The organism is Streptomyces sp. NPDC093064 (assembly GCF_044754605.1).
GTDB lineage: Bacteria > Actinomycetota > Actinomycetes > Streptomycetales > Streptomycetaceae > Streptomyces.
Genome location: NZ_JBIVPK010000002.1, coordinates 213,502 through 230,041 on the forward strand (window position 1 = coordinate 213,502; position 16,540 = coordinate 230,041).

The window sequence follows — 16,540 nt, forward strand, 5'->3', positions numbered from 1 at the left end:
CGGGTCCCACCCGTACCACGGGTGTCCGTAAACGTGCTGTCAATGTCATGCGCGCTCTCTCGAAGTCATGCGTGCCCTCTCAGGCGCGCGTGAAGCGAACGGGCCGAGGCGTCGGTGAGGGAGGCGATCTGGTCGACGAGCACGCGCTTGCGCGCGCCGTCGTCGGCGGCCTGGTCGAACAGGGCGCGGAACTGGGGGTCGAGACCGTGGGGGGCGCGGGCGGTCAGCGTCTCGGCCAGCTCGGCGACCACGATCCGCTGGTCGGCGCGCAGCCGCTCCTGCTCGGCGCGCTGCATGACGTACCGGTCGGCGACGGCCTTGAGGACCGCGCACTCCATTCGGGTGGTCCGGGGGACGACGAGCTCCGCGCCGTAGCGTGTGAGGCGCCCGCTTCCGTACCGCTCTCTGGTGGCGCCCTCGGCGGCCAGGCAGAAGCGGCCGATGAGCTGGCTGGTGGCGTCCTTCAGGCGGGCCTGGGCGACGGCCGAGCCGTCGTATCCGTGCGGCCACCACTCCTGGTCCAGGAGGCGGTCGAGGGCCTCGGCGAGTTCCCCGGGGTCGGTGCCGGCCGGGACGTAGCGGCCGACGGCGACCGCGAACACCGCCTGCCGCTCGGGTTCGGCGTGCAGGCAGCCCGGGTCGATGTGGCCGGCGTGCAGCCCGTCCTCCACGTCGTGCACCGAGTACGCCACGTCGTCCGCCCAGTCCATGACCTGGGCCTCGAAGCAGGTGCGGGTGCCGGGCGCGTCCTTGCGCACCCAGTCGAAGACCGGACGGTCGTCCTCGTAGACGCCGAACTTGGGCGAGGCCGGGTCGGTGGGGTGGGCGCCGCGCGGCCAGGGGTACTTGGTGGCGGCGTCGAGGGCGGCGCGGGTGAGGTTGAGGCCGACGCTGACGAGTTCGTCCGTGGCGGCGTCGACGACGAACCGCTTGGGCTCGATACGGGTGAGCAGGCGCAGGGACTGGGCGTTGCCCTCGAAGCCGCCGCAGTCCCGCGCGAACTCGTTCAGCGCCTGTTCGCCGTTGTGCCCGAAGGGCGGGTGGCCCAGGTCGTGGGAGAGGCAGGCCGCCTCCACCAGGTCGGGGTCGCAGCCGAGGGCGGCGCCCAGCTCACGGCCGACCTGGGCGCATTCGAGCGAGTGGGTGAGCCGGGTGCGGGGGCTGGCGTCCCAGACCTGGCTGTGATCGCCCGGCGTGACCACCTGGGTCTTGCCGGCCAGCCGTCTGAGGGCCGCGGAGTGCAGCACGCGCGCGCGGTCGCGCTGGAAGGCGGTACGCCCCGGCCGCTTGTCCGGCTCGGCGGCCCACCGCTCGACGGCCGGCGCCTCGTAGCCGGCGGGCGGCACGTGGTTCTCGGGCGGCCGGGGGGCGTGCCGGCGCGGGTGGGCTGCCTCGGATGCGATCCCTTCCATGGTTCGACAGTAAGCGCAGGCACCGACAATCGGGATGCCACCGACCGTCTACGGTCCGCGACGGTGTGCGTGTCGCGTGCGTGTCCCGCCCCGCCGGGCCGAGGCGGACGCGGGGCCCTCCCCGGGCTCCGCTGTCGTGTCTGTCGTGTCTGCCGTGTCTGCCGTGTCTGCCGTCACAAGAATGGGTCAGGGGCGGGTGAACCGGGGTGGCGTGCACCGCGTCTTTGCTGATCGAGGGCCGTGGGGCCGCCTGGGGAGGGACTGACCGATGCGCTTGACGCATGCGCCGCGCACGCGGCGCCGACTGTCGTGGACACGTCCGCGCCTGCCGCGCACCCGCGCCGGGCGGCGGCTGCTGGTGCAGGCGGTGATGGCCGGGTGCGTGCTGGCCCTGCTCCCGGCGGCCTGGATGTACGTCGTGGCCGGCGACCGGCTGCGCACCACGGCGGACGCGCCGCGCACCGACGTGGCCGTGGTCTTCGGCGCGGGCCTGTGGGAAGGGGAGCCGTCGCCGTACCTGGCGCACCGGCTGGACGCGGCGGCGAAGCTGTACCACGAGGGCCGGGTCAAGGTGCTCCTGGTGACCGGCGACAACAGCCGCGAGGACTACGACGAGCCGGACGCCATGCGCGCCTACCTGACCAGGCGGGGCGTGCCCGGCGTCCGGATCGTGAGCGACTACGCCGGCTTCGACACCTGGAGCTCCTGCGTCCGCGCGAAGAAGATCTTCGGCGTGGACCGGGCGGTCCTGGTCACCCAGGGGTTCCACGTCCGGCGCGCGGTCGCCCTGTGCGACGCGGCGGGCATCGACTCCTACGGTGTCGGCGTCGACGCCAAGCACGACGCCACCTGGTACTACGGCGGCACCCGCGAGGTGTTCGCGGCCGGCAAGGCGGCCCTGGAGGCGGTGTTCCAGCCGGACCCGAAGTTCCTGGGCCGCACGGAGCACGGGGTGGCCAGGGCCCTGGCCGACGCCGGGTAGGGCCCGCGGCCCGCATCCACACCCCGCGGGTGGTCACGCGGAGTTCGTGCCGCGGGCCTCCCTCATGCTCCGCGGGCGGGACGCGTTCGGTGTGCGGGGGCTGGACTCCGTGGGTCCCGATCACCGCCTCGTGGGGCTCCGGTACCTCGTTGCGAACGGGTCGTCGCCGGCCCGGCCCCGGTCGCGTCGCCGCCCGTCAGACCCGGTGCTGTGTGTGCCGCCTGCGCCAGTCCCCGCCCTCGATGCGCGAGCCCTCGGTGCGCAGGTGCCGGGTGACGGACGGTCCGGCGACGTAGACCCAGGCGCGTACGGTCGCTCCGTCGGTCTCGCGGACCACCTCGCGCTCGATGCGCTCGTAGAGGCTGCGCGGGTCGCCGGCCACGTATCCCTCCAGCCGGTCCAGGGCGGTGAGCACCTCGCCGTACTCCTCCGGCCGGGCGGCGACGAGGTCGCCCCGCACCAGCCCGCCGGGTTCCTCCACGGCGTAGGGATAGCCGGGTCCGTCGTAGAGCACCGCGCCGGACAGCCGGGCGGGCTCCTCGGAGCGGGTGCGGCCGCGCAGGAACAGGCCGTGGTTGCCCTCGCCGGGACGCAGGGTGCCGTAGACGAAGAACGGACGCGGTGCGGGCGGCGGCGTCGGAGCAGTCGAAGTCGTCACGGAAACGATTCTCTCTCCCCCGGACACTCACCCTGCGGACGCTATGGACATGACATGTCATGAGCACTTAAATCTCTGGCAACGCCAGCGCCACCCCCAAGCGCCCCCCGGGGCGCCCGCGCTCAAGGAGACCGATGAGTCGGACACGGCACATCCGAGCTTCCCGCCTTGCCACAGCCGGCGTGGCCGCCACCACCGCCACTCTGCTGGCCGCCGCCCTCTCCCCCGCCGCACACGCGGAGGGCAGACCCGACCGGGCCGCCGCGATCCACAACGCCGCGTCGGCGCTCGTGAATCACTCCACGGCCCTGGGCCTCTCCTCCGCCGAGGCCACCACCGTACGGGACGTGATCGTCGACAAGGACGGCGCGCAGCACGTCCGCTACGACCGCACGTATCACCAACTTCCCGTGCTGGGAGGTGACTTCATCGTCCACCTGGCTGCGGACGGCAGCTACCGCGGCGCCAACCGGGCCTCGAAGGGCACGGTCTCCCTCCCGAGCACCACACCCCGGCTCTCCGCCCCGAAGGCGGCCGACCTCGCGGTGAACGCGCTGCGCGCCAAGAACCCGGGCACGAAGCTACGACAGGTCAAGGCCAAGCCGGAGTTGATCGTCGACGCCCTGCACGGCGCCCCGCGCCTGGCCTGGCGCACCAACGCGGTCGGGCTGGACTCGCTCGGCAACCCGGTGGCCCGTACGGTGCTGACCGACGCCCGCACGAGCGCGCAGATCGACGCCTGGGACAGCATCGAGACGGCGACGGGCGACGGCCAGTCGCTCTACAGCGGAACGGTGCCGCTGGAGACCACGCTCTCGGGCTCGACGTACCAGCTCAAGGACCCGACGCGCGGCAACACGTACACCGGAGACGCGGAGAACAAGACCGACCTGTGCTTCTTCGGCATCTGCTTCCAGCGCGCCCCCGCCACGCTGTTCACGGACGCCGACAACCACTGGGGCACGGGCACGACCGCGGACCGCGCGACGGCGGCGGTCGACGCGCAGTACGGCACCAACGAGACCTGGGACTACTACAAGAACGTCCACGGCCGCAAAGGCATCGCGGGCGACGGCAAGGGCTCGTACAACCGCGTCCACTACGGCAGCAACTACAACAACGCGTTCTGGGACGACAGTTGCTTCTGCATGACGTACGGCGACGGTGACGGGACCACGTTCGGTCCGCTGGTCGCCCTCGACGTGGCCGGCCACGAGATGAGCCACGGCGTGACGTCGAAGACGGCGGCACTGACGTACTCGGGCGAGTCCGGCGGTCTGAACGAGGCCACCTCCGACATCCTGGGCACGCTGGTGGAGTGGTACGCCGACAACCCCTCGGACCCCGGGGACTACCTGATCGGCGAGAAGATCGTCCGCTCCGGCTTCGGCAAGTCCGCCCTGCGCTACATGGACAAGCCCTCCAAGGACGGCAGTTCGGCCGACTGCTGGAGCAGTTCGGTGGGCAACCTCGACGTCCACTACTCCTCCGGCGTCGCCAACCACTTCGCCTACCTGCTCGCCGAGGGCAGCGGCGCCAGGACCATCAACGGCGTCGCCTACGACTCCCCCACCTGCAACAACTCGTCGGTGACGGGCATCGGCCGCGACAAGCTCGGAAAGATCTGGTACCGGGCTCTGACGGTCTACATGACGTCCTCCACGAAGTACGCGGGCGCGAGGACGGCGACCCTGAACGCCGCCAAGGACCTCTACGGTGCCGGCGGCACCGAGTACAACGCGGTGGCAGCGGCCTGGAGCGCGACCAACGTGAACTGACAGCTCAGCTCCCGAGTGTTGCGGCCACCCCCGCCTTCCCGGCCGGGGTGGCCGCAGCACGTCCTGCTCGACGGGACGGCCGCCCGGACGGCCTTCCGGTCAACCGTGTGAGAAGGTCCGGCCTGTGATCGACCAGACTGACGACCCCGGCCGCGAACTCGTACTCGTGGGCGGTTTGAGCCCCGCGGACGTCGCGCTTGTTCACCGCGAGGCTCTTCGCGTGCTGCGTTCCACCATCGACACGGCCCACCTCGACGCCTACAGCGACGACGCCTGGCCGCCCGCGGTGCGGCACGCGTACGAACGCGCGCTGTCCCTGGCCCGGGAGGCGGTGGCGGACGGTGCTCGCTCCCGGCGCGGCGATCCCGGGATGGGGATCGACATCGACGTCCGCGACGACGAACAGTTCGCGGTGCTCTCGGACTTGGCCCCCTGCACGATCAACGCCGAAGGGCGGCAGGGGGACCGGCTGGTCTTCAGCGCCAGTGACTCGGGAACGTCCCTGTGGATCGCCGTCACACGGGAACAGGAGCAAGAACTTCTGGTCCGTTTGAACGCGCTGGGGATCCCGTCGACCGCGCTTGCCGTCCGGCGACGTGAACGCTGAGGCACCTCCGGGCAGCACGTCGATGGCGGACCTTGCCGCGCACGTACCGAAGTCCGGTCAGGCCCTGGTGATGTTCCTGCCCGGCATCGGCTCCGCGAGTGCCGTCCGCCATTCGGGCGCGCCGAAGGCGTCCGCGAAGTACTGGGTCTCGTGCACCACTTGTCCGTGGGCGAACTCCATGATGCTCACCGAGTAGGAGGGCACCCCGTCGTAGGTGATGACACACTCGCTCACCCACAGGTCCCCGCCACCGACGATCCGGTGGACGGTGAAGTGCCGACTGGCGGGGTGCCCGCCACGTTGCGCCGAGATCGTCGCGCGGCCCTGGAAGCGTTCACCTGACTGGGGGTAGTCGAGGATCGCGTCCGCGGCGTAGATGGCGTGCTCGGCCTCGGTGTCCCCGCGTTCCGATGCCTGCCAGTGTTCCTCGATCGCGGCCCTGGTCCGGATATCAGGATCCATCACGTTGTCCCTTCCGCCGGCGGCCGGAGCGTTTCCGGGTACCCGGAAACGCTCCGAGGCTTGCTCCCAGGGCGCTCGGCCGTCGAACGCCATGGGCAACGATGGCAGCGTAGACCGACCGGCGCGGCGGCTCGGGCACCCGTTCACCCTCACGCCCCGCGCCCTTCCGGGTGGTCTCCGACGTGCCGTCAGTAGAACGGCGCTGACCTGCCGAAACGTCGGCCGCGGGGCGGTCCGGGGCGGGTGGTCCGGCCACCCGTTCGTCGCATTTCTGACAGGCCTTCAGCAAGCGGGAACGGCGCCGGGCCACTTACCTCGATAGGGCAGGGGCACGGCCGACGGCGGCACACGCGGGTGTCGCGGGCCGTGGCCCCACCGCAGAGCCCGGAGGAGCACCGATGCGACGTATCGCCCGCCGGCCGGCCAGGGCCATGGCCGGGGCCGTGCTCACCGCGGCCGCCGTGGGCGGTCTGGCCGCGCCCGCGTTCGCTGCGGCCGGTGGCAGCCTGGAGGTGAATCCGTACTCGGTCCAGCCGGGCAGTCAGGTCACGGTGAACACCAAGGGGTGCGGCAAGAAGGCGTCCGCGGCGGGTGACGCCAGCGCGGTCGGCGCGGGTCCCTTCACGCTGGCGCCCAGCACGCGCGAGGGCGAGGCCGTCGGGCGGTTCCGGGTGCCGGAGAGCGCGCAGCCGGGGACGTACGAGATCGTCGCGCAGTGCGCCGAGGGCGACCAGGAGGTCAGGGGCGACCTGGTCGTCACGCTGATGGCCGCTCAGGAGCAGGTGGAGCCCCGGGGAAGTGTGAAGACGGGGGTCGGCGGCAGCGAGCTGGACCGCGACCCCGTGAAGACCGCGGCCGGTGTGGCGGCTCTCGCCGTCGCCGCCGCGGGCGGTACCTGGCTCCTGCATCGCCGGGCGAGAGGCGACGGGATCTGACGGACATCCTCCGCTGTCCGTCCGCCAGTACCGCATGTCCCCGCCCCCTTCCGGGTGCGACGCCCCTCGCGGCCCGGAGGGGGTGCGGGGCACCTAGTCCGGGAGGGGTCCCAGAGGGGCTGAAAGGGGGGCCGGAAGGAATCCCGCGGGATTCCGAGAGGGGTCGTCCCTATGCGCATAGGCAACGCCGCGATAGCAACCGTCACCGTGGTCGCCTTCTGCTCCGGCGCCTGGCTGCTGCACAGCGGCGCCGAGTCCCACGCCCCGCCCCAGCCCGGTGCGGCGGAAGGTGTGCTCGACCCCGGTGAGGAAGCCCGCGCCGCCCCCGCGCTGCCACCGTCCCCGCCCCTGCGCATCCGCATCCCCTCCATCCGGATAGACGCCCCCCTGACCGGCCTCGCTCTGACGAAGTCCGGCAGCCTCAACGCCCCTCCCGTCGACAACAAGAACCTGGCCGGCTGGTACGAGGCCGGCACCACCCCCGGCGAGCGGGGCACCGCGATCGTCGCCGGCCATGTCGACAACGCCCAGGGACCCGCCGTCTTCTACAACCTCGGCGCCCTGAAGAAGGGCAGCACCATCGAGGTGGACCGCCGGGACGGCGGCGTCGCCGTCTTCACCGTGGACGCCATCGAGGTCTACGAGGCCAAGGACTTCCCCGACGAGAAGGTCTACGGCGCCGCCAAGCGCCCGGAACTGCGCGTCATCACCTGCGGCGGCGGCTACTCGAAGACCACCGGCTACCGGGGCAACGTGGTCGTCTTCGCCCACCTGACCGGCAGCCGCTGAGCCCGGCGTGATCCAAACGAGAGGCCCTGGCTAGGCCACCCACTGCTGGTAGGCCATGTTCGCCACCAGCGCGAACACCACCGTCAGCAGCACGATCCGGACGAAGCCGCTGCCCTTCTTCAGCGCGGTGTGCGCGCCCAGGGCGCCGCCCCCCAGGTTGAACACCGCCAGGACGGCCGCCAGTTGCCACAGGATCGCGCCCTGCCAGGCGAAGGTGGCCAGGGCACCCGCGTTGGTGCAGCAGTTGACGATCTTGGCGGTGGCGGAGGCGGTCACCAGGTCCAGGTGGAGTACGGCGGTCAGCGCCAGGACGAGGAACGTGCCGGTGCCGGGGCCGATGAGGCCGTCGTAGAAGCCGATGCCGAGGCCCGCGAGGCCGATCGCCGCGAGGATCCGGCGGCGGGTGGCCGGGCCGGACATCGGGGCGGTGCCGAACGAGGGACGCAGGATCACGAAGGTTCCCACTCCGAGCAGCACCACCATGATCACCGGCTTGAGCACCTCGGTGCTCATCCCGGCCGCGAAGAACGCCCCGGCGGAGGACCCGGCGAGCGCGGCCAGCCCGATGCGGACGGCGGTGCGGACGTCCACGGGCGCCCGGCGGGCGTAGGTCACGGCCGCTCCGGTCGTGCCGACGATGGCGACCGCCTTGTTGGTGCCGAGCGCGGCCGCGGCCGGGGTGCCGCCGGGCAGCCCCAGCAGCAGGGCCGGCAGCAGCAGGAGCCCGCCCCCGCCGACCACGGCGTCGATCCACCCGGCCGCGAACGCGGCGAGGCACAGCAGGACGACCACGGTCAGCGATATGTCGGGCATGATCGCGACCCTAGGCAGGGATGCGTGCGCGGTCCACGTATCTGAGGGTCTTTTGAGGTCCGAGGGCCATGTGAGGTACGGCCGGCTCAGTCCTCCAGGGCGCCTCGCCTCAGTGCTTCAGGGCGCCTCAGTGCTTCAGGGCGTCGTACGACACCCCGGTGAGCCGCTCGGACGCCTCCCAGAGCAGCCGGCCGGCCCTGTCGTCCAGGGTCCAGGGCGCCCGCCAGGACGGGCCCGGGGCGCCGCGCCACATGGCGAAGGACGGGCCGTGGAAGGAGTCGGGGCGCACTCCGGGGGCGGTGGCCGCGTACAGCGTGGGCAGGGCGCCCGCCTCGGCCGGCTGGGCGACGACCCGGTTGCCGGCCTCCATGAGCCGTTCGGCCGTCCGGCGGCCCTCCGCCCGTGGCCCCGCGGTCTGGAGGTTGGTGGCGGCGTATCCGGGGTGGGCGGCCGCCGCGACCACGTCGGACCCGGTGGCCGCGAGCCTGCGCGCCAGCTCGTGCGTGAAGAGCAGGTTGGCGGTCTTGGAACGGGCGTAGGCGATCCAACGCCGGTAGCGGTGCGCACTGTTGAGGTCGCGCAGATCGACGTTGGCCAGCGCGTGCATCATGCTGGAGACGGTCACGACGCGGGCGCCCGGCGTGTCGAGCAGCCTGGGCAGCAGCAGCCCGGTGAGGGCGAAGTGCCCCAGGTGGTTGACCCCGAACTGGGTCTCGAACCCGTCCGCCGTCGTCCCGTACGGCGGCGCCATCACCCCGGCGTTGTCGACGAGCAGATCGAGCCGCTGGTACGGGTACCCGTCCGCGAACTCCCTTACGGATCCCAGGTCCCCGAGATCCAGCCGCGTGAACTCGACCTCTGCGCCGGGCACTTCACGCATCACCCGATCGGCCGCCGCACTACCCCGCGCCTCGCTCCGGCACGCCAGCACCACCCGGGCGCCCCCGCGGGCCAGTTCCCGCGCGGTGACGAGACCGAGCCCGCTGTTGGCCCCGGTGACGACCGCCGTACGGCCGCTCTGGTCGGGCATGTCGTGCGTGTTCCAGCCGGGCATGGACGGCTCCCTGGTGACGGAGGGACGGCGGGCACCTGTGATCCAACGTAGGAGAGGGACGGCACCCCCGCACGGGGTGCAAGACCAATCGCCTGAACAGGGGATTCGGGGTCTGCCGCCCCTCACAGGGCACTCTCAGGGCACATCGCTTAGCGCGGCCTCCATCATGTCGGCGGTCCGGTCTTCCTCCGCCTCCCACAAATGCGTGTAGACGTTCAGCGTGATCGACGGCTTGGCGTGACCGAGCCTCATCTGTACTTGCTTCGGCGTCGCCCCGTTCCTGATCAGCACTGAGGCGTAGAAGTGCCGCAGATCATGAAGCGTCGTGTCATCGGGGATACGAACCTTGCTGCCCGACTTCTTCAGGTGGGTGTTCGCCCGTTTGACGTTCCGGGCCCACACTTTCGCCCAACTGCCGCGCCGGATCGCTCCGCCGGTCTCGCTGGTGTACAGCAACCGAGCATGGCGCCATACAGGCTTCCTTGGGGTTCGTCCGATCCTCGATGTACAGGACCTGCGGCGGGAACTGCTCCCGGTGCCGTGCGATCTCGTCTACAACCGAACGGCCTTGAGGAACAGGGCGTGCCGGTGGGCGCCCTCGCGGAAGGCTCCAAGTGGCACTGCGGCCTCGCCGATGGCGGGAAGTCCTTTGCCTCGCACGTCGCCGATCAGAATGCGCACCGTGCCGTCGGTGCGGGCGACCGCGTACAGGTCGCCACCGATCTGCGCTTCGGCTTCGGCGGCCAGGTACAGGCTGGCGACTTTCAGGGGGCCGATCTGTTCGGGTAGCGGCCACAGCAGGACGCGCTGTGCGGCCTCGGCCACCGACCGGACCTGGGCCAGTTGTGCTCGGCGCCGGTCGCGGAGCGCACTGTAGATCACGACCGTCACCGAGAGCACAATGAGCGTGACGATCTGCACGATGCGGTTCAGGTCTCCCAGACCGGCCTGAAAGTGGGAGATGAGTACAAGGGCCGCCACCGCCAGCGCTCCAATGAGGCCGGTAGTCCGGGGCCCGGCGAACGATGGGGTCAGCGCAGGCGCGATGACTAGCGCAGGCTCGAGATAGATGTACTGGGGAATACTGAGGTCCACGACCGTGATCACCACAATGAGCGTGAGAGGAAGCAGCACCAGCGCATGATTCGTTTTCCACGGCTGCCGCAGACCGACAAGGCTCTGCCGGGGACTCATGCCTTCCACTCTGCCTCGCCCACGGTCGGTCGGCCATCGTGTGCCGGGTGTGAGGGCGGGAGCGGTTCGAAGCCGCTCCCTCGCTCTTGCCGTCAGGCGCGCTCGAACCGGTCCAGCTCGCCGTCGTCGCCAACCTTGTGCGTAGGCGCCCCTCGATAGAGGGGACTCTGAGGCTGGAGGTCATGGTCTCAGTCGTGGTCTCGATCGCCGTTCGTTCCGGGACGATCCGTCCTCGTCCGTCGAAGCCCGTTAGTCCCTCTGACCAGGGGCGTAAGAAGCACGGCGAACAGCGGTGGATGCCCCCGGACCAAGATCGGACAACTCGTAATGCGTAGGTCCCGGAGCTGGCGGAACCCTGACGGCAACGGGTGTGGCCGTCCGTACCGTCTTAAGCGTCGGCCATGCCCCTGGTGTCCTTAATGAGGGCGGGCGTGACAGTGGCCACGGCGATCCTGCGGCCGTGATCGCGGCGCTGGAGCGTGGCTGATGGGTCGCGTCATGCAGACCGTCCCCACCCCGAGAGTTGCCATCGCCCGCCGTCCGTCCCGCCTTCCCAGTCGGCCGCGAAGGCCTTGGGCGGGCCGGGTCAGCGGCCCCGCTCCCGACAGCCATGTCACCCGAATGGCGCAACATGACGTGCCACCCACATGGGTGAGGATCAAGCTGGCTAGTGCCCCAACCGAGGTAATCCGTGAAAGGGGAACCGAATGCGCATTCGACGAATCCTCGCCGCCGTCATCGCCACGGCAGCCCTCGCCGGGCTCGGCCTCACAGGCGCCGCCACCGCCACCGCACAGGGTGGTGGCTTCACCACCCCTTCTCAGTGCAGGGAGGGTGGCGGACAGCCCTATCTGCACAACACCGTCAAATGCTGGGGCGGTAAATACGACGGGCTGACTGTCGACTAAACCCCACAAGGCGCCCCGCGGCCACGCGCCGCGGGGCGCTCCCGCGCGAGCGTAGCCGGGAGAGTCGCAGGGACTGCGCCGACCCGTCGGACACGCCAGGTCCGAGTCGGCCCGGAAGCACGCGGCGGGCGGGGAGCACCCGAACGCCGTCGCGCGCGAGCGCAATGGGTGGTCTCTTCGTTCTAGGACCTGTCCGACGGGTCGCGTCACCGACCCCGCACCCTCCGGCACTGTCACCCAAATGGCGCAACATACCGTGCCACCCACATGGGCGAGGATCAAGCTGGCTAGTGCCCCAACCGAGGCAATCCGTGAAAGGGGAACCGAATGCGCATTCGACGAATCCTCGCCGCCGTCATCGCCACGGCAGCCCTCGCCGGACTCGGCCTCACAGGCGCTGCCACCGCCACCGCCGCCACCGCAAAGGGTGCCCCATCCGCCGTCAGCCCTTCTAAGTGCAGGGAGGGCGGCGGAGATCCCCGGATCGACTTGCCGGGCAACCCCTGCAAGGGCGGTACGTACGACGGGCAGTCGGTCGACTAGACCCCACAAGGCGCCCCGCGGCCACGCGCCGCGGGGCGCTCCCGCGCGAGCGTAGCCGGGAGAGTCGCAGGGACTGTGCCGACCCGTCGGACACGCCCTGGACGCCACCCGATCCCGGCCTCAGTCTGAGGACGGTTGACGCGTGGCAAGTCGAGGGAGTCCACGCAGCAACAAGGTTCCGCCCGAACGCGAGGGCGACGCTTCCGGGCGCATGGGTACGGAGCGGCGCACTGCGGGAACGGTCAGCTCAGCGCGGAGTGATCACGCGGTCTGTAAAGCCCCCGTGGGCGACAGACCCTCTGCGAGGCGTCACAGCGAGTCCCCCATATGTGTCCCCTCGCAGCGCCAGGGCGAAGGAAACCCGCAGGCTGTAGCAGACATGCGGAGCCCGCTGGAAGTCTGCCGGCGCCTGGGCGCTGGTAGCGGACGGGCTTTTCCCTTGCACTTGCCAGTGGGGAGGATCAGGTCGGGCTGGATCTGCTCGACGGTCTAGATGCCGACTTGCGGACGGACTAGCGTTTATAAGTGAAGCCGCAATCGGGGCACGCCCCGTCCGGCGAGTCTCCTCAGTGGGGGCCCGAGGTCGTGGCGCTCGCCCGTGGAACCTGGGCGGGCGGCATGGCGGCATCGGAGCCCGGGACGTGCTTCTCATCAATCCAGCGGTGACGCCTACGACCGTGCCGCTGCATCTCATTCGGCGGGCGCGGCCATCAATCTCGCGCGGTTCTATTGCGCGAGGCGATGGAAGGAAAGGTATTACCCATGCGAGCACAGCGCATTAAGCGCCTCTTCGCGGTGTCCGCGGCCGGTGTTGTCATGGCCGGCGGCGCGGCGATCGGCGCGGCGGGGACTGCTTCGGCGCATGACTTGAGCTACGACCAGGGTCACCATTCCGGTTACAGCAGCGACTACGGCGACCCCGGCGGCCATGGCGGCCATGGCGGCCATGGCGGCCATGGCGGCCATGGCGGCCATGGCGGCCATGGCGGCCATGGCGGCCATGGCGGCTACGGCGGCGGCCGCGGCCACGGCGGCCACGGCGGCGGCCAACGCGGCGGCCAACGCGGCGGCCAACGCGGCGGCCAAGGCAGCGGCCACACCCACATTCACCTGCACATACATAACCGCAGCAACAACAGTGGCGTTGGCCATTAGACCCTGCCTGTTCGACGCTTACACGCTGATGGAGGATCGACCAAATAGGCCCAGGTCAAGTCCTGGGCCTTCAACATTCCGCATTCAAGGGAAATCGCTCAACCGGGCGACGCTTCGAGCTTTACAATTTTGCGGGTATTGTGCATGAGATTGGTTGAATCGGCGGCCTCCTAGAGGCTTGACGGAAAGCACAAACTGAAACCGCGGTGTGCGGTTGCGTGACCGGGCCGCACACCGTGGCACGTTCGGAGCCGGGCGGTTGGCCGACGGTACGACAAAGCCTGTGTCCTGACTCGGGGGTCGTACCGCGACCGGGTGTCTCTTCCGCCGCGGCCAAGAAGCGCGGCCCCCGGGGACGACGGGGTCAGGGCGTGGCGGGCCGCAGAGCGCGCAGCACCGCCGACACGACCGAGATGAACGGGACGGCGACGACGGCGCTGGGAAACGCCGGGGTCGTCGGCTACCGGGTCGTGCCTGCCTGCCGTGGCGGACGCCCCGGAGCGCCCGGCTTCCCCCAGACGTCCCCCGCTGGGGGCTCAGCGTGGGAAATGGCCTGCTCAGAAGTTGCGTAATGAGCCCGCTGTAAAGCTGCTACTACCAGTGGGCAGGCATGTGCGCTCTGGGCGGTGCGTTCCCAGACAGCTCCACCACACCGGAGGTCTTCGCCGTGATCAAGCCCGGCGACTGTCAACAACGTTCGTGATCAATACAACTAGAGCGTGTCTGACGGGTCGCGTCATTGCAGACCGTCCCCACCCCCAGAGCTGCCATCGCTCCGCCGTCCGTACCGCCTTCCCAGCCGGCCGCGAAGGCCTTGGGCGGGCCGGGTCAGCGGCCCCGCTCCCGACAGCCATGTCACCTGAATGGCGCAACATGACGTGCCGCCCACATGGGCGAAGCTCAAGCTGGCTAGTGCACCAACCGAGGTAATCCGTGAAAGGGGAACCGAATGCGCATTCGACGAATCCTCGCCGCCGTCAGCGCCACGGCAGCCCTCGCCGGGCTCGGCCTCACAGGCGCCGCCACCGCCACCGCCGCCACACCCAGCCCCAGCCCTGGTCAACGGTTTATCACCTCTGAACAGTGCAGGGAGGGCGGCGGAACGGTAGAGGGCTTCGACTGCAAGGGCGGTACATACGACGGCCGGGGGATCGACTAAACCCCACAAGGCGCCCCGCAGCCACGCGCCGCGGGGCGCTCCCGCGCGAGCGTAGCCGTAGACGCCACCCGACAAAGGTGACCTTCGACGTGACGCAGGGTCAGAAGTGACCTCAGGCAGAGAACATCGTCCGCGGCTGGCCTGAACGCACCCTGCCCTCCCTGGCGTGTACTGTTGCTGGTGCCGACGCGGGGTGGAGCAGCTCGGTAGCTCGCTGGGCTCATAACCCAGAGGTCGCAGGTTCAAATCCTGTCCCCGCTACCACATGAAAGGGCCCGGTCTCCGGGCCCTTTCGCATGCGCCCACGGCTTCGGTCTGCCCAACGGGGCCTCCAGCGCCGGCCCTCCTGCGCATGCAGCACCCCGCTCCGCGTGAAGGGCTGGGCACATTGAGTTCCTGCTCATCTTCATCCCGTTCGGCGCGATCGTCCTGATCGTCTCCTGCGCCATCGAGGGCAAGTCGGAGGCTAACGAGTATGGCCCCAATCCGAAGTCGGACCCGGTGCACTGAGCGGGCATCAGCGCCGGCGAAGACCTGCCGAGCCTGCTCCGGCGGCCTTTCGCGTGTCTCCTAGTGGACTAGATTCCCCCAGACGTCCCCCGACAGCGCCCGACTTTTGGGAAACCGCAGGTCACAGTGGGCGAGCGGAGCCCGCTGGAAGTGGGCTGGCTGTACTTCGTGCCGTCCGAGGGTGACCAGAAGAGACGTTCGCTGATCGTGCCGGAGACCGGTATGGCGCGCGGAGGGACGGGTGCAGCTCGCGGTGCGACGCCGTTGCCATGACGGCAGGGAGGGAGAGGGTGGTAGGCGTCGTGGTGAGCGGGGACCGGCCGGTGTTGTGGGCTGAGGCGGCCAGGGTGGCGGCGGGGTGCGGGGTGGTGCTCGCCATCACGTGGACCGCTTTCGAGTTGCTCGACAGGAAGTCCAGGATGGCCGCCGTCACGGTGACTGACAGGCGCTCACGGAAACTTCAAATTCCCGTACAACCACCCCCACCGATCAGGGATCTGATCACGTGAGTCAAACAGACTCCATGATCACGTGGGCCGCGCGCCGATGACGAACCGCGAGGAACGACCGGCGCTCGGCCCCTTTCTCCCCCTGGGGAACGCATGCGTATACGAGTCACCGTGGCCGCCGTCTCCGGTGCCCTGGCCCTTTCCGCCCTCGCTATGCCCGCCGCGCACGCCGCCGGTCCCCACCGTCCGGACGTCGCGAAGGTCTTCCAGGCCGCCCACGCTCCCTCCGCCGCCAAGGCCGGGATCAGCGCGCGCGTCGCGGGCGGCAAGATGCCGTACGACCTGGCCGTCACCTTCTCCAACCTCAAGGTCGCCAAGGCGGTCAAGTTCGGCACCACCAACCGCGTGTCCACCACGATCGCCTACACCATGAAGTTCGGCGCGGACGTGGACGTGACCGCCAAGGACTTCTTCACCGGCCCGTTCCTCTACAAGGGCTCCACGGGGAACATGCTCTTCGGCGACGACCCGGCCACCTGCTCCGTCACCTCGGCGACCACGGCCAACTGCAAGGGCAAGATCGACATCTACCCGGGCGATCTGAACAACGCCGAAGCCGGCACCTGGCGCGCGGGCGCCGAGGCGATCGCGTACAACGGCCAGGACCCCGAGTCCGGCGACTTGAGCAAGGTCGGTTATGCCAAGCAGGGCGGCCTTGGCACCACGCTGGTGCAGCGCAACTCCAAGCTGACCACCAGCGCCAAGCCCAAGCCGGTGAAGAAGGGCAAGACCGTCACCGTCACCGGCAAGCTGTCCCGGGCCGACTGGGGGAGCCGCACGTACGCGGGCTACAGCGGTCAGGCGGTGCAGCTTCAGTTCCGCAAGAAGGGCACCACCACCTACAAGACGCTGAAGACCGCCAAGACGAACTCCACGGGCGGCCTGAAGTCCACCGTGAAGGCTACCGTCGACGGCTACTACCGCTACAGCTTCGCGGGCAACTCCACCACCCCCGCGGTCAACGCCCCGGGTGACCTGGTCCGCGTGAAGAAGTAAACCCCTCGTCGCGCCGCCGGCCCTGGCTTCCCAGGGCCGGCGGCGCGACGGACGGGGCGTAAGGCTGGCTGCATCG

The 16,540-nt window shown here is 70.2% G+C and carries 16 protein-coding genes and 1 tRNA gene; 9 read left to right on the forward strand and 8 right to left on the reverse strand.

Going from position 1 to position 16,540, the window contains the following annotated elements; all coding sequences use genetic code 11:
• Positions 1-65: 65 nt before the first annotated feature.
• A complete protein-coding gene (locus ACIQFZ_RS03885) occupies positions 66-1,412 on the reverse strand; it encodes a deoxyguanosinetriphosphate triphosphohydrolase (protein WP_365425569.1) in 1,347 nt (448 codons plus the stop codon).
• Positions 1,413-1,680: 268 nt separating this feature from the next.
• On the opposite strand from ACIQFZ_RS03885, the gene ACIQFZ_RS03890 reads away from it, so the two are divergent.
• Positions 1,681-2,394 (forward strand): vancomycin high temperature exclusion protein, encoded by a 714-nt coding sequence (locus ACIQFZ_RS03890; RefSeq protein ID WP_376650881.1) that lies wholly within the window; start codon positions 1,681-1,683, stop codon positions 2,392-2,394.
• 196 nt (positions 2,395-2,590) lie between these two features.
• On the opposite strand, the gene ACIQFZ_RS03895 is transcribed toward ACIQFZ_RS03890, so the two are convergent.
• The gene (locus ACIQFZ_RS03895) at positions 2,591-3,052 is read right to left on the reverse strand and encodes a gamma-glutamylcyclotransferase family protein (RefSeq protein WP_402690538.1); all 462 of its coding nucleotides are present in this window, start codon (positions 3,050-3,052) and stop codon (positions 2,591-2,593) included.
• Between the two features lie 134 nt (positions 3,053-3,186).
• Here ACIQFZ_RS03895 and ACIQFZ_RS03900 point away from each other — a divergent pair, with 134 nt between their 5' ends.
• Both ACIQFZ_RS03900 and ACIQFZ_RS03905 read left to right on the forward strand, forming a co-directional pair.
• Entirely contained in the window at positions 3,187-4,830 is a 1,644-nt protein-coding gene (locus tag ACIQFZ_RS03900; RefSeq protein WP_402690539.1) for a M4 family metallopeptidase, read from the forward strand.
• 124 nt (positions 4,831-4,954) lie between these two features.
• Entirely contained in the window at positions 4,955-5,437 is a 483-nt protein-coding gene (locus ACIQFZ_RS03905) for a hypothetical protein (RefSeq protein ID WP_383056940.1), read from the forward strand.
• Between the two features lie 57 nt (positions 5,438-5,494).
• On the opposite strand, the gene ACIQFZ_RS03910 is transcribed toward ACIQFZ_RS03905, so the two are convergent.
• On the reverse strand, positions 5,495-5,899 hold the full coding sequence (locus tag ACIQFZ_RS03910; protein ID WP_365425579.1) for a nuclear transport factor 2 family protein: 405 nt from the start codon (positions 5,897-5,899) through the stop codon (positions 5,495-5,497).
• 398 nt (positions 5,900-6,297) lie between these two features.
• Here ACIQFZ_RS03910 and ACIQFZ_RS03915 point away from each other — a divergent pair, with 398 nt between their 5' ends.
• Together ACIQFZ_RS03915 and ACIQFZ_RS03920 are read left to right on the forward strand one after the other, a co-directional pair.
• Entirely contained in the window at positions 6,298-6,834 is a 537-nt protein-coding gene (locus tag ACIQFZ_RS03915; RefSeq protein ID WP_365425880.1) for a hypothetical protein, read from the forward strand.
• 171 nt (positions 6,835-7,005) lie between these two features.
• Complete coding sequence (locus tag ACIQFZ_RS03920) at positions 7,006-7,623, forward strand: class F sortase (protein ID WP_383056943.1); 618 nt, start codon at positions 7,006-7,008, stop codon at positions 7,621-7,623.
• Positions 7,624-7,653: 30 nt separating this feature from the next.
• On the opposite strand, the gene ACIQFZ_RS03925 is transcribed toward ACIQFZ_RS03920, so the two are convergent.
• The 4 genes from ACIQFZ_RS03925 to ACIQFZ_RS03940 form a co-directional block, all read right to left on the reverse strand.
• Positions 7,654-8,436 carry a sulfite exporter TauE/SafE family protein gene (locus tag ACIQFZ_RS03925; protein ID WP_383056944.1) on the reverse strand — a complete coding sequence of 261 codons (783 nt, stop codon included), beginning with the start codon at positions 8,434-8,436 and terminating at the stop codon, positions 7,654-7,656.
• Positions 8,437-8,563: 127 nt separating this feature from the next.
• The gene (locus ACIQFZ_RS03930; RefSeq protein WP_402690540.1) at positions 8,564-9,490 is read right to left on the reverse strand and encodes an oxidoreductase; all 927 of its coding nucleotides are present in this window, start codon (positions 9,488-9,490) and stop codon (positions 8,564-8,566) included.
• A gap of 135 nt (positions 9,491-9,625) precedes the next feature.
• Positions 9,626-9,946, reverse strand: coding sequence for a tyrosine-type recombinase/integrase (locus ACIQFZ_RS03935; protein WP_402690541.1), 321 nt, complete (start codon positions 9,944-9,946; stop codon positions 9,626-9,628).
• 96 nt (positions 9,947-10,042) lie between these two features.
• Positions 10,043-10,684, reverse strand: coding sequence for a hypothetical protein (locus ACIQFZ_RS03940; protein WP_402690542.1), 642 nt, complete (start codon positions 10,682-10,684; stop codon positions 10,043-10,045).
• A gap of 707 nt (positions 10,685-11,391) precedes the next feature.
• Between ACIQFZ_RS03940 and ACIQFZ_RS03945 the strand changes: the two genes are divergently transcribed.
• Positions 11,392-11,592: a hypothetical protein gene (locus ACIQFZ_RS03945; protein WP_402690543.1), complete on the forward strand. Its 201-nt coding sequence runs from the start codon at positions 11,392-11,394 to the stop codon at positions 11,590-11,592.
• Between the two features lie 327 nt (positions 11,593-11,919).
• Positions 11,920-12,135, forward strand: coding sequence for a hypothetical protein (locus ACIQFZ_RS03950; RefSeq protein WP_402690544.1), 216 nt, complete (start codon positions 11,920-11,922; stop codon positions 12,133-12,135).
• A 756-nt stretch (positions 12,136-12,891) separates the two neighbouring features.
• On the opposite strand, the gene ACIQFZ_RS03955 is transcribed toward ACIQFZ_RS03950, so the two are convergent.
• Positions 12,892-13,233 (reverse strand): hypothetical protein, encoded by a 342-nt coding sequence (locus ACIQFZ_RS03955; protein WP_402690545.1) that lies wholly within the window; start codon positions 13,231-13,233, stop codon positions 12,892-12,894.
• A gap of 1,403 nt (positions 13,234-14,636) precedes the next feature.
• Here ACIQFZ_RS03955 and ACIQFZ_RS03960 point away from each other — a divergent pair.
• Positions 14,637-14,713: transfer RNA gene (locus tag ACIQFZ_RS03960), tRNA-Met, on the forward strand.
• An 848-nt stretch (positions 14,714-15,561) separates the two neighbouring features.
• Positions 15,562-16,464, forward strand: coding sequence for a hypothetical protein (locus tag ACIQFZ_RS03965; RefSeq protein ID WP_402690546.1), 903 nt, complete (start codon positions 15,562-15,564; stop codon positions 16,462-16,464).
• Positions 16,465-16,540: the final 76 nt, after the last annotated feature.

Bases quoted from the DNA above. Each gene is read 5' to 3' on its own strand.
- ACIQFZ_RS03885 (WP_365425569.1), bottom strand. From the start codon at position 1,412: ATGGAAGGGATCGCATCCGAGGCAGCCCACCCGCGCCGGCACGCCCCC.
- ACIQFZ_RS03890 (WP_376650881.1), top strand. From the start codon at position 1,681: ATGCGCTTGACGCATGCGCCGCGCACGCGGCGCCGACTGTCGTGGACA.
- ACIQFZ_RS03900 (WP_402690539.1), top strand. From the start codon at position 3,187: ATGAGTCGGACACGGCACATCCGAGCTTCCCGCCTTGCCACAGCCGGC.
- ACIQFZ_RS03910 (WP_365425579.1), bottom strand. From the start codon at position 5,899: ATGGATCCTGATATCCGGACCAGGGCCGCGATCGAGGAACACTGGCAG.
- ACIQFZ_RS03915 (WP_365425880.1), top strand. From the start codon at position 6,298: ATGCGACGTATCGCCCGCCGGCCGGCCAGGGCCATGGCCGGGGCCGTG.
- ACIQFZ_RS03920 (WP_383056943.1), top strand. From the start codon at position 7,006: ATGCGCATAGGCAACGCCGCGATAGCAACCGTCACCGTGGTCGCCTTC.
- ACIQFZ_RS03925 (WP_383056944.1), bottom strand. From the start codon at position 8,436: ATGCCCGACATATCGCTGACCGTGGTCGTCCTGCTGTGCCTCGCCGCG.
- ACIQFZ_RS03930 (WP_402690540.1), bottom strand. From the start codon at position 9,490: ATGCCCGGCTGGAACACGCACGACATGCCCGACCAGAGCGGCCGTACG.
- ACIQFZ_RS03940 (WP_402690542.1), bottom strand. From the start codon at position 10,684: ATGAGTCCCCGGCAGAGCCTTGTCGGTCTGCGGCAGCCGTGGAAAACG.
- ACIQFZ_RS03945 (WP_402690543.1), top strand. From the start codon at position 11,392: ATGCGCATTCGACGAATCCTCGCCGCCGTCATCGCCACGGCAGCCCTC.
- ACIQFZ_RS03950 (WP_402690544.1), top strand. From the start codon at position 11,920: ATGCGCATTCGACGAATCCTCGCCGCCGTCATCGCCACGGCAGCCCTC.
- ACIQFZ_RS03965 (WP_402690546.1), top strand. From the start codon at position 15,562: ATGCGTATACGAGTCACCGTGGCCGCCGTCTCCGGTGCCCTGGCCCTT.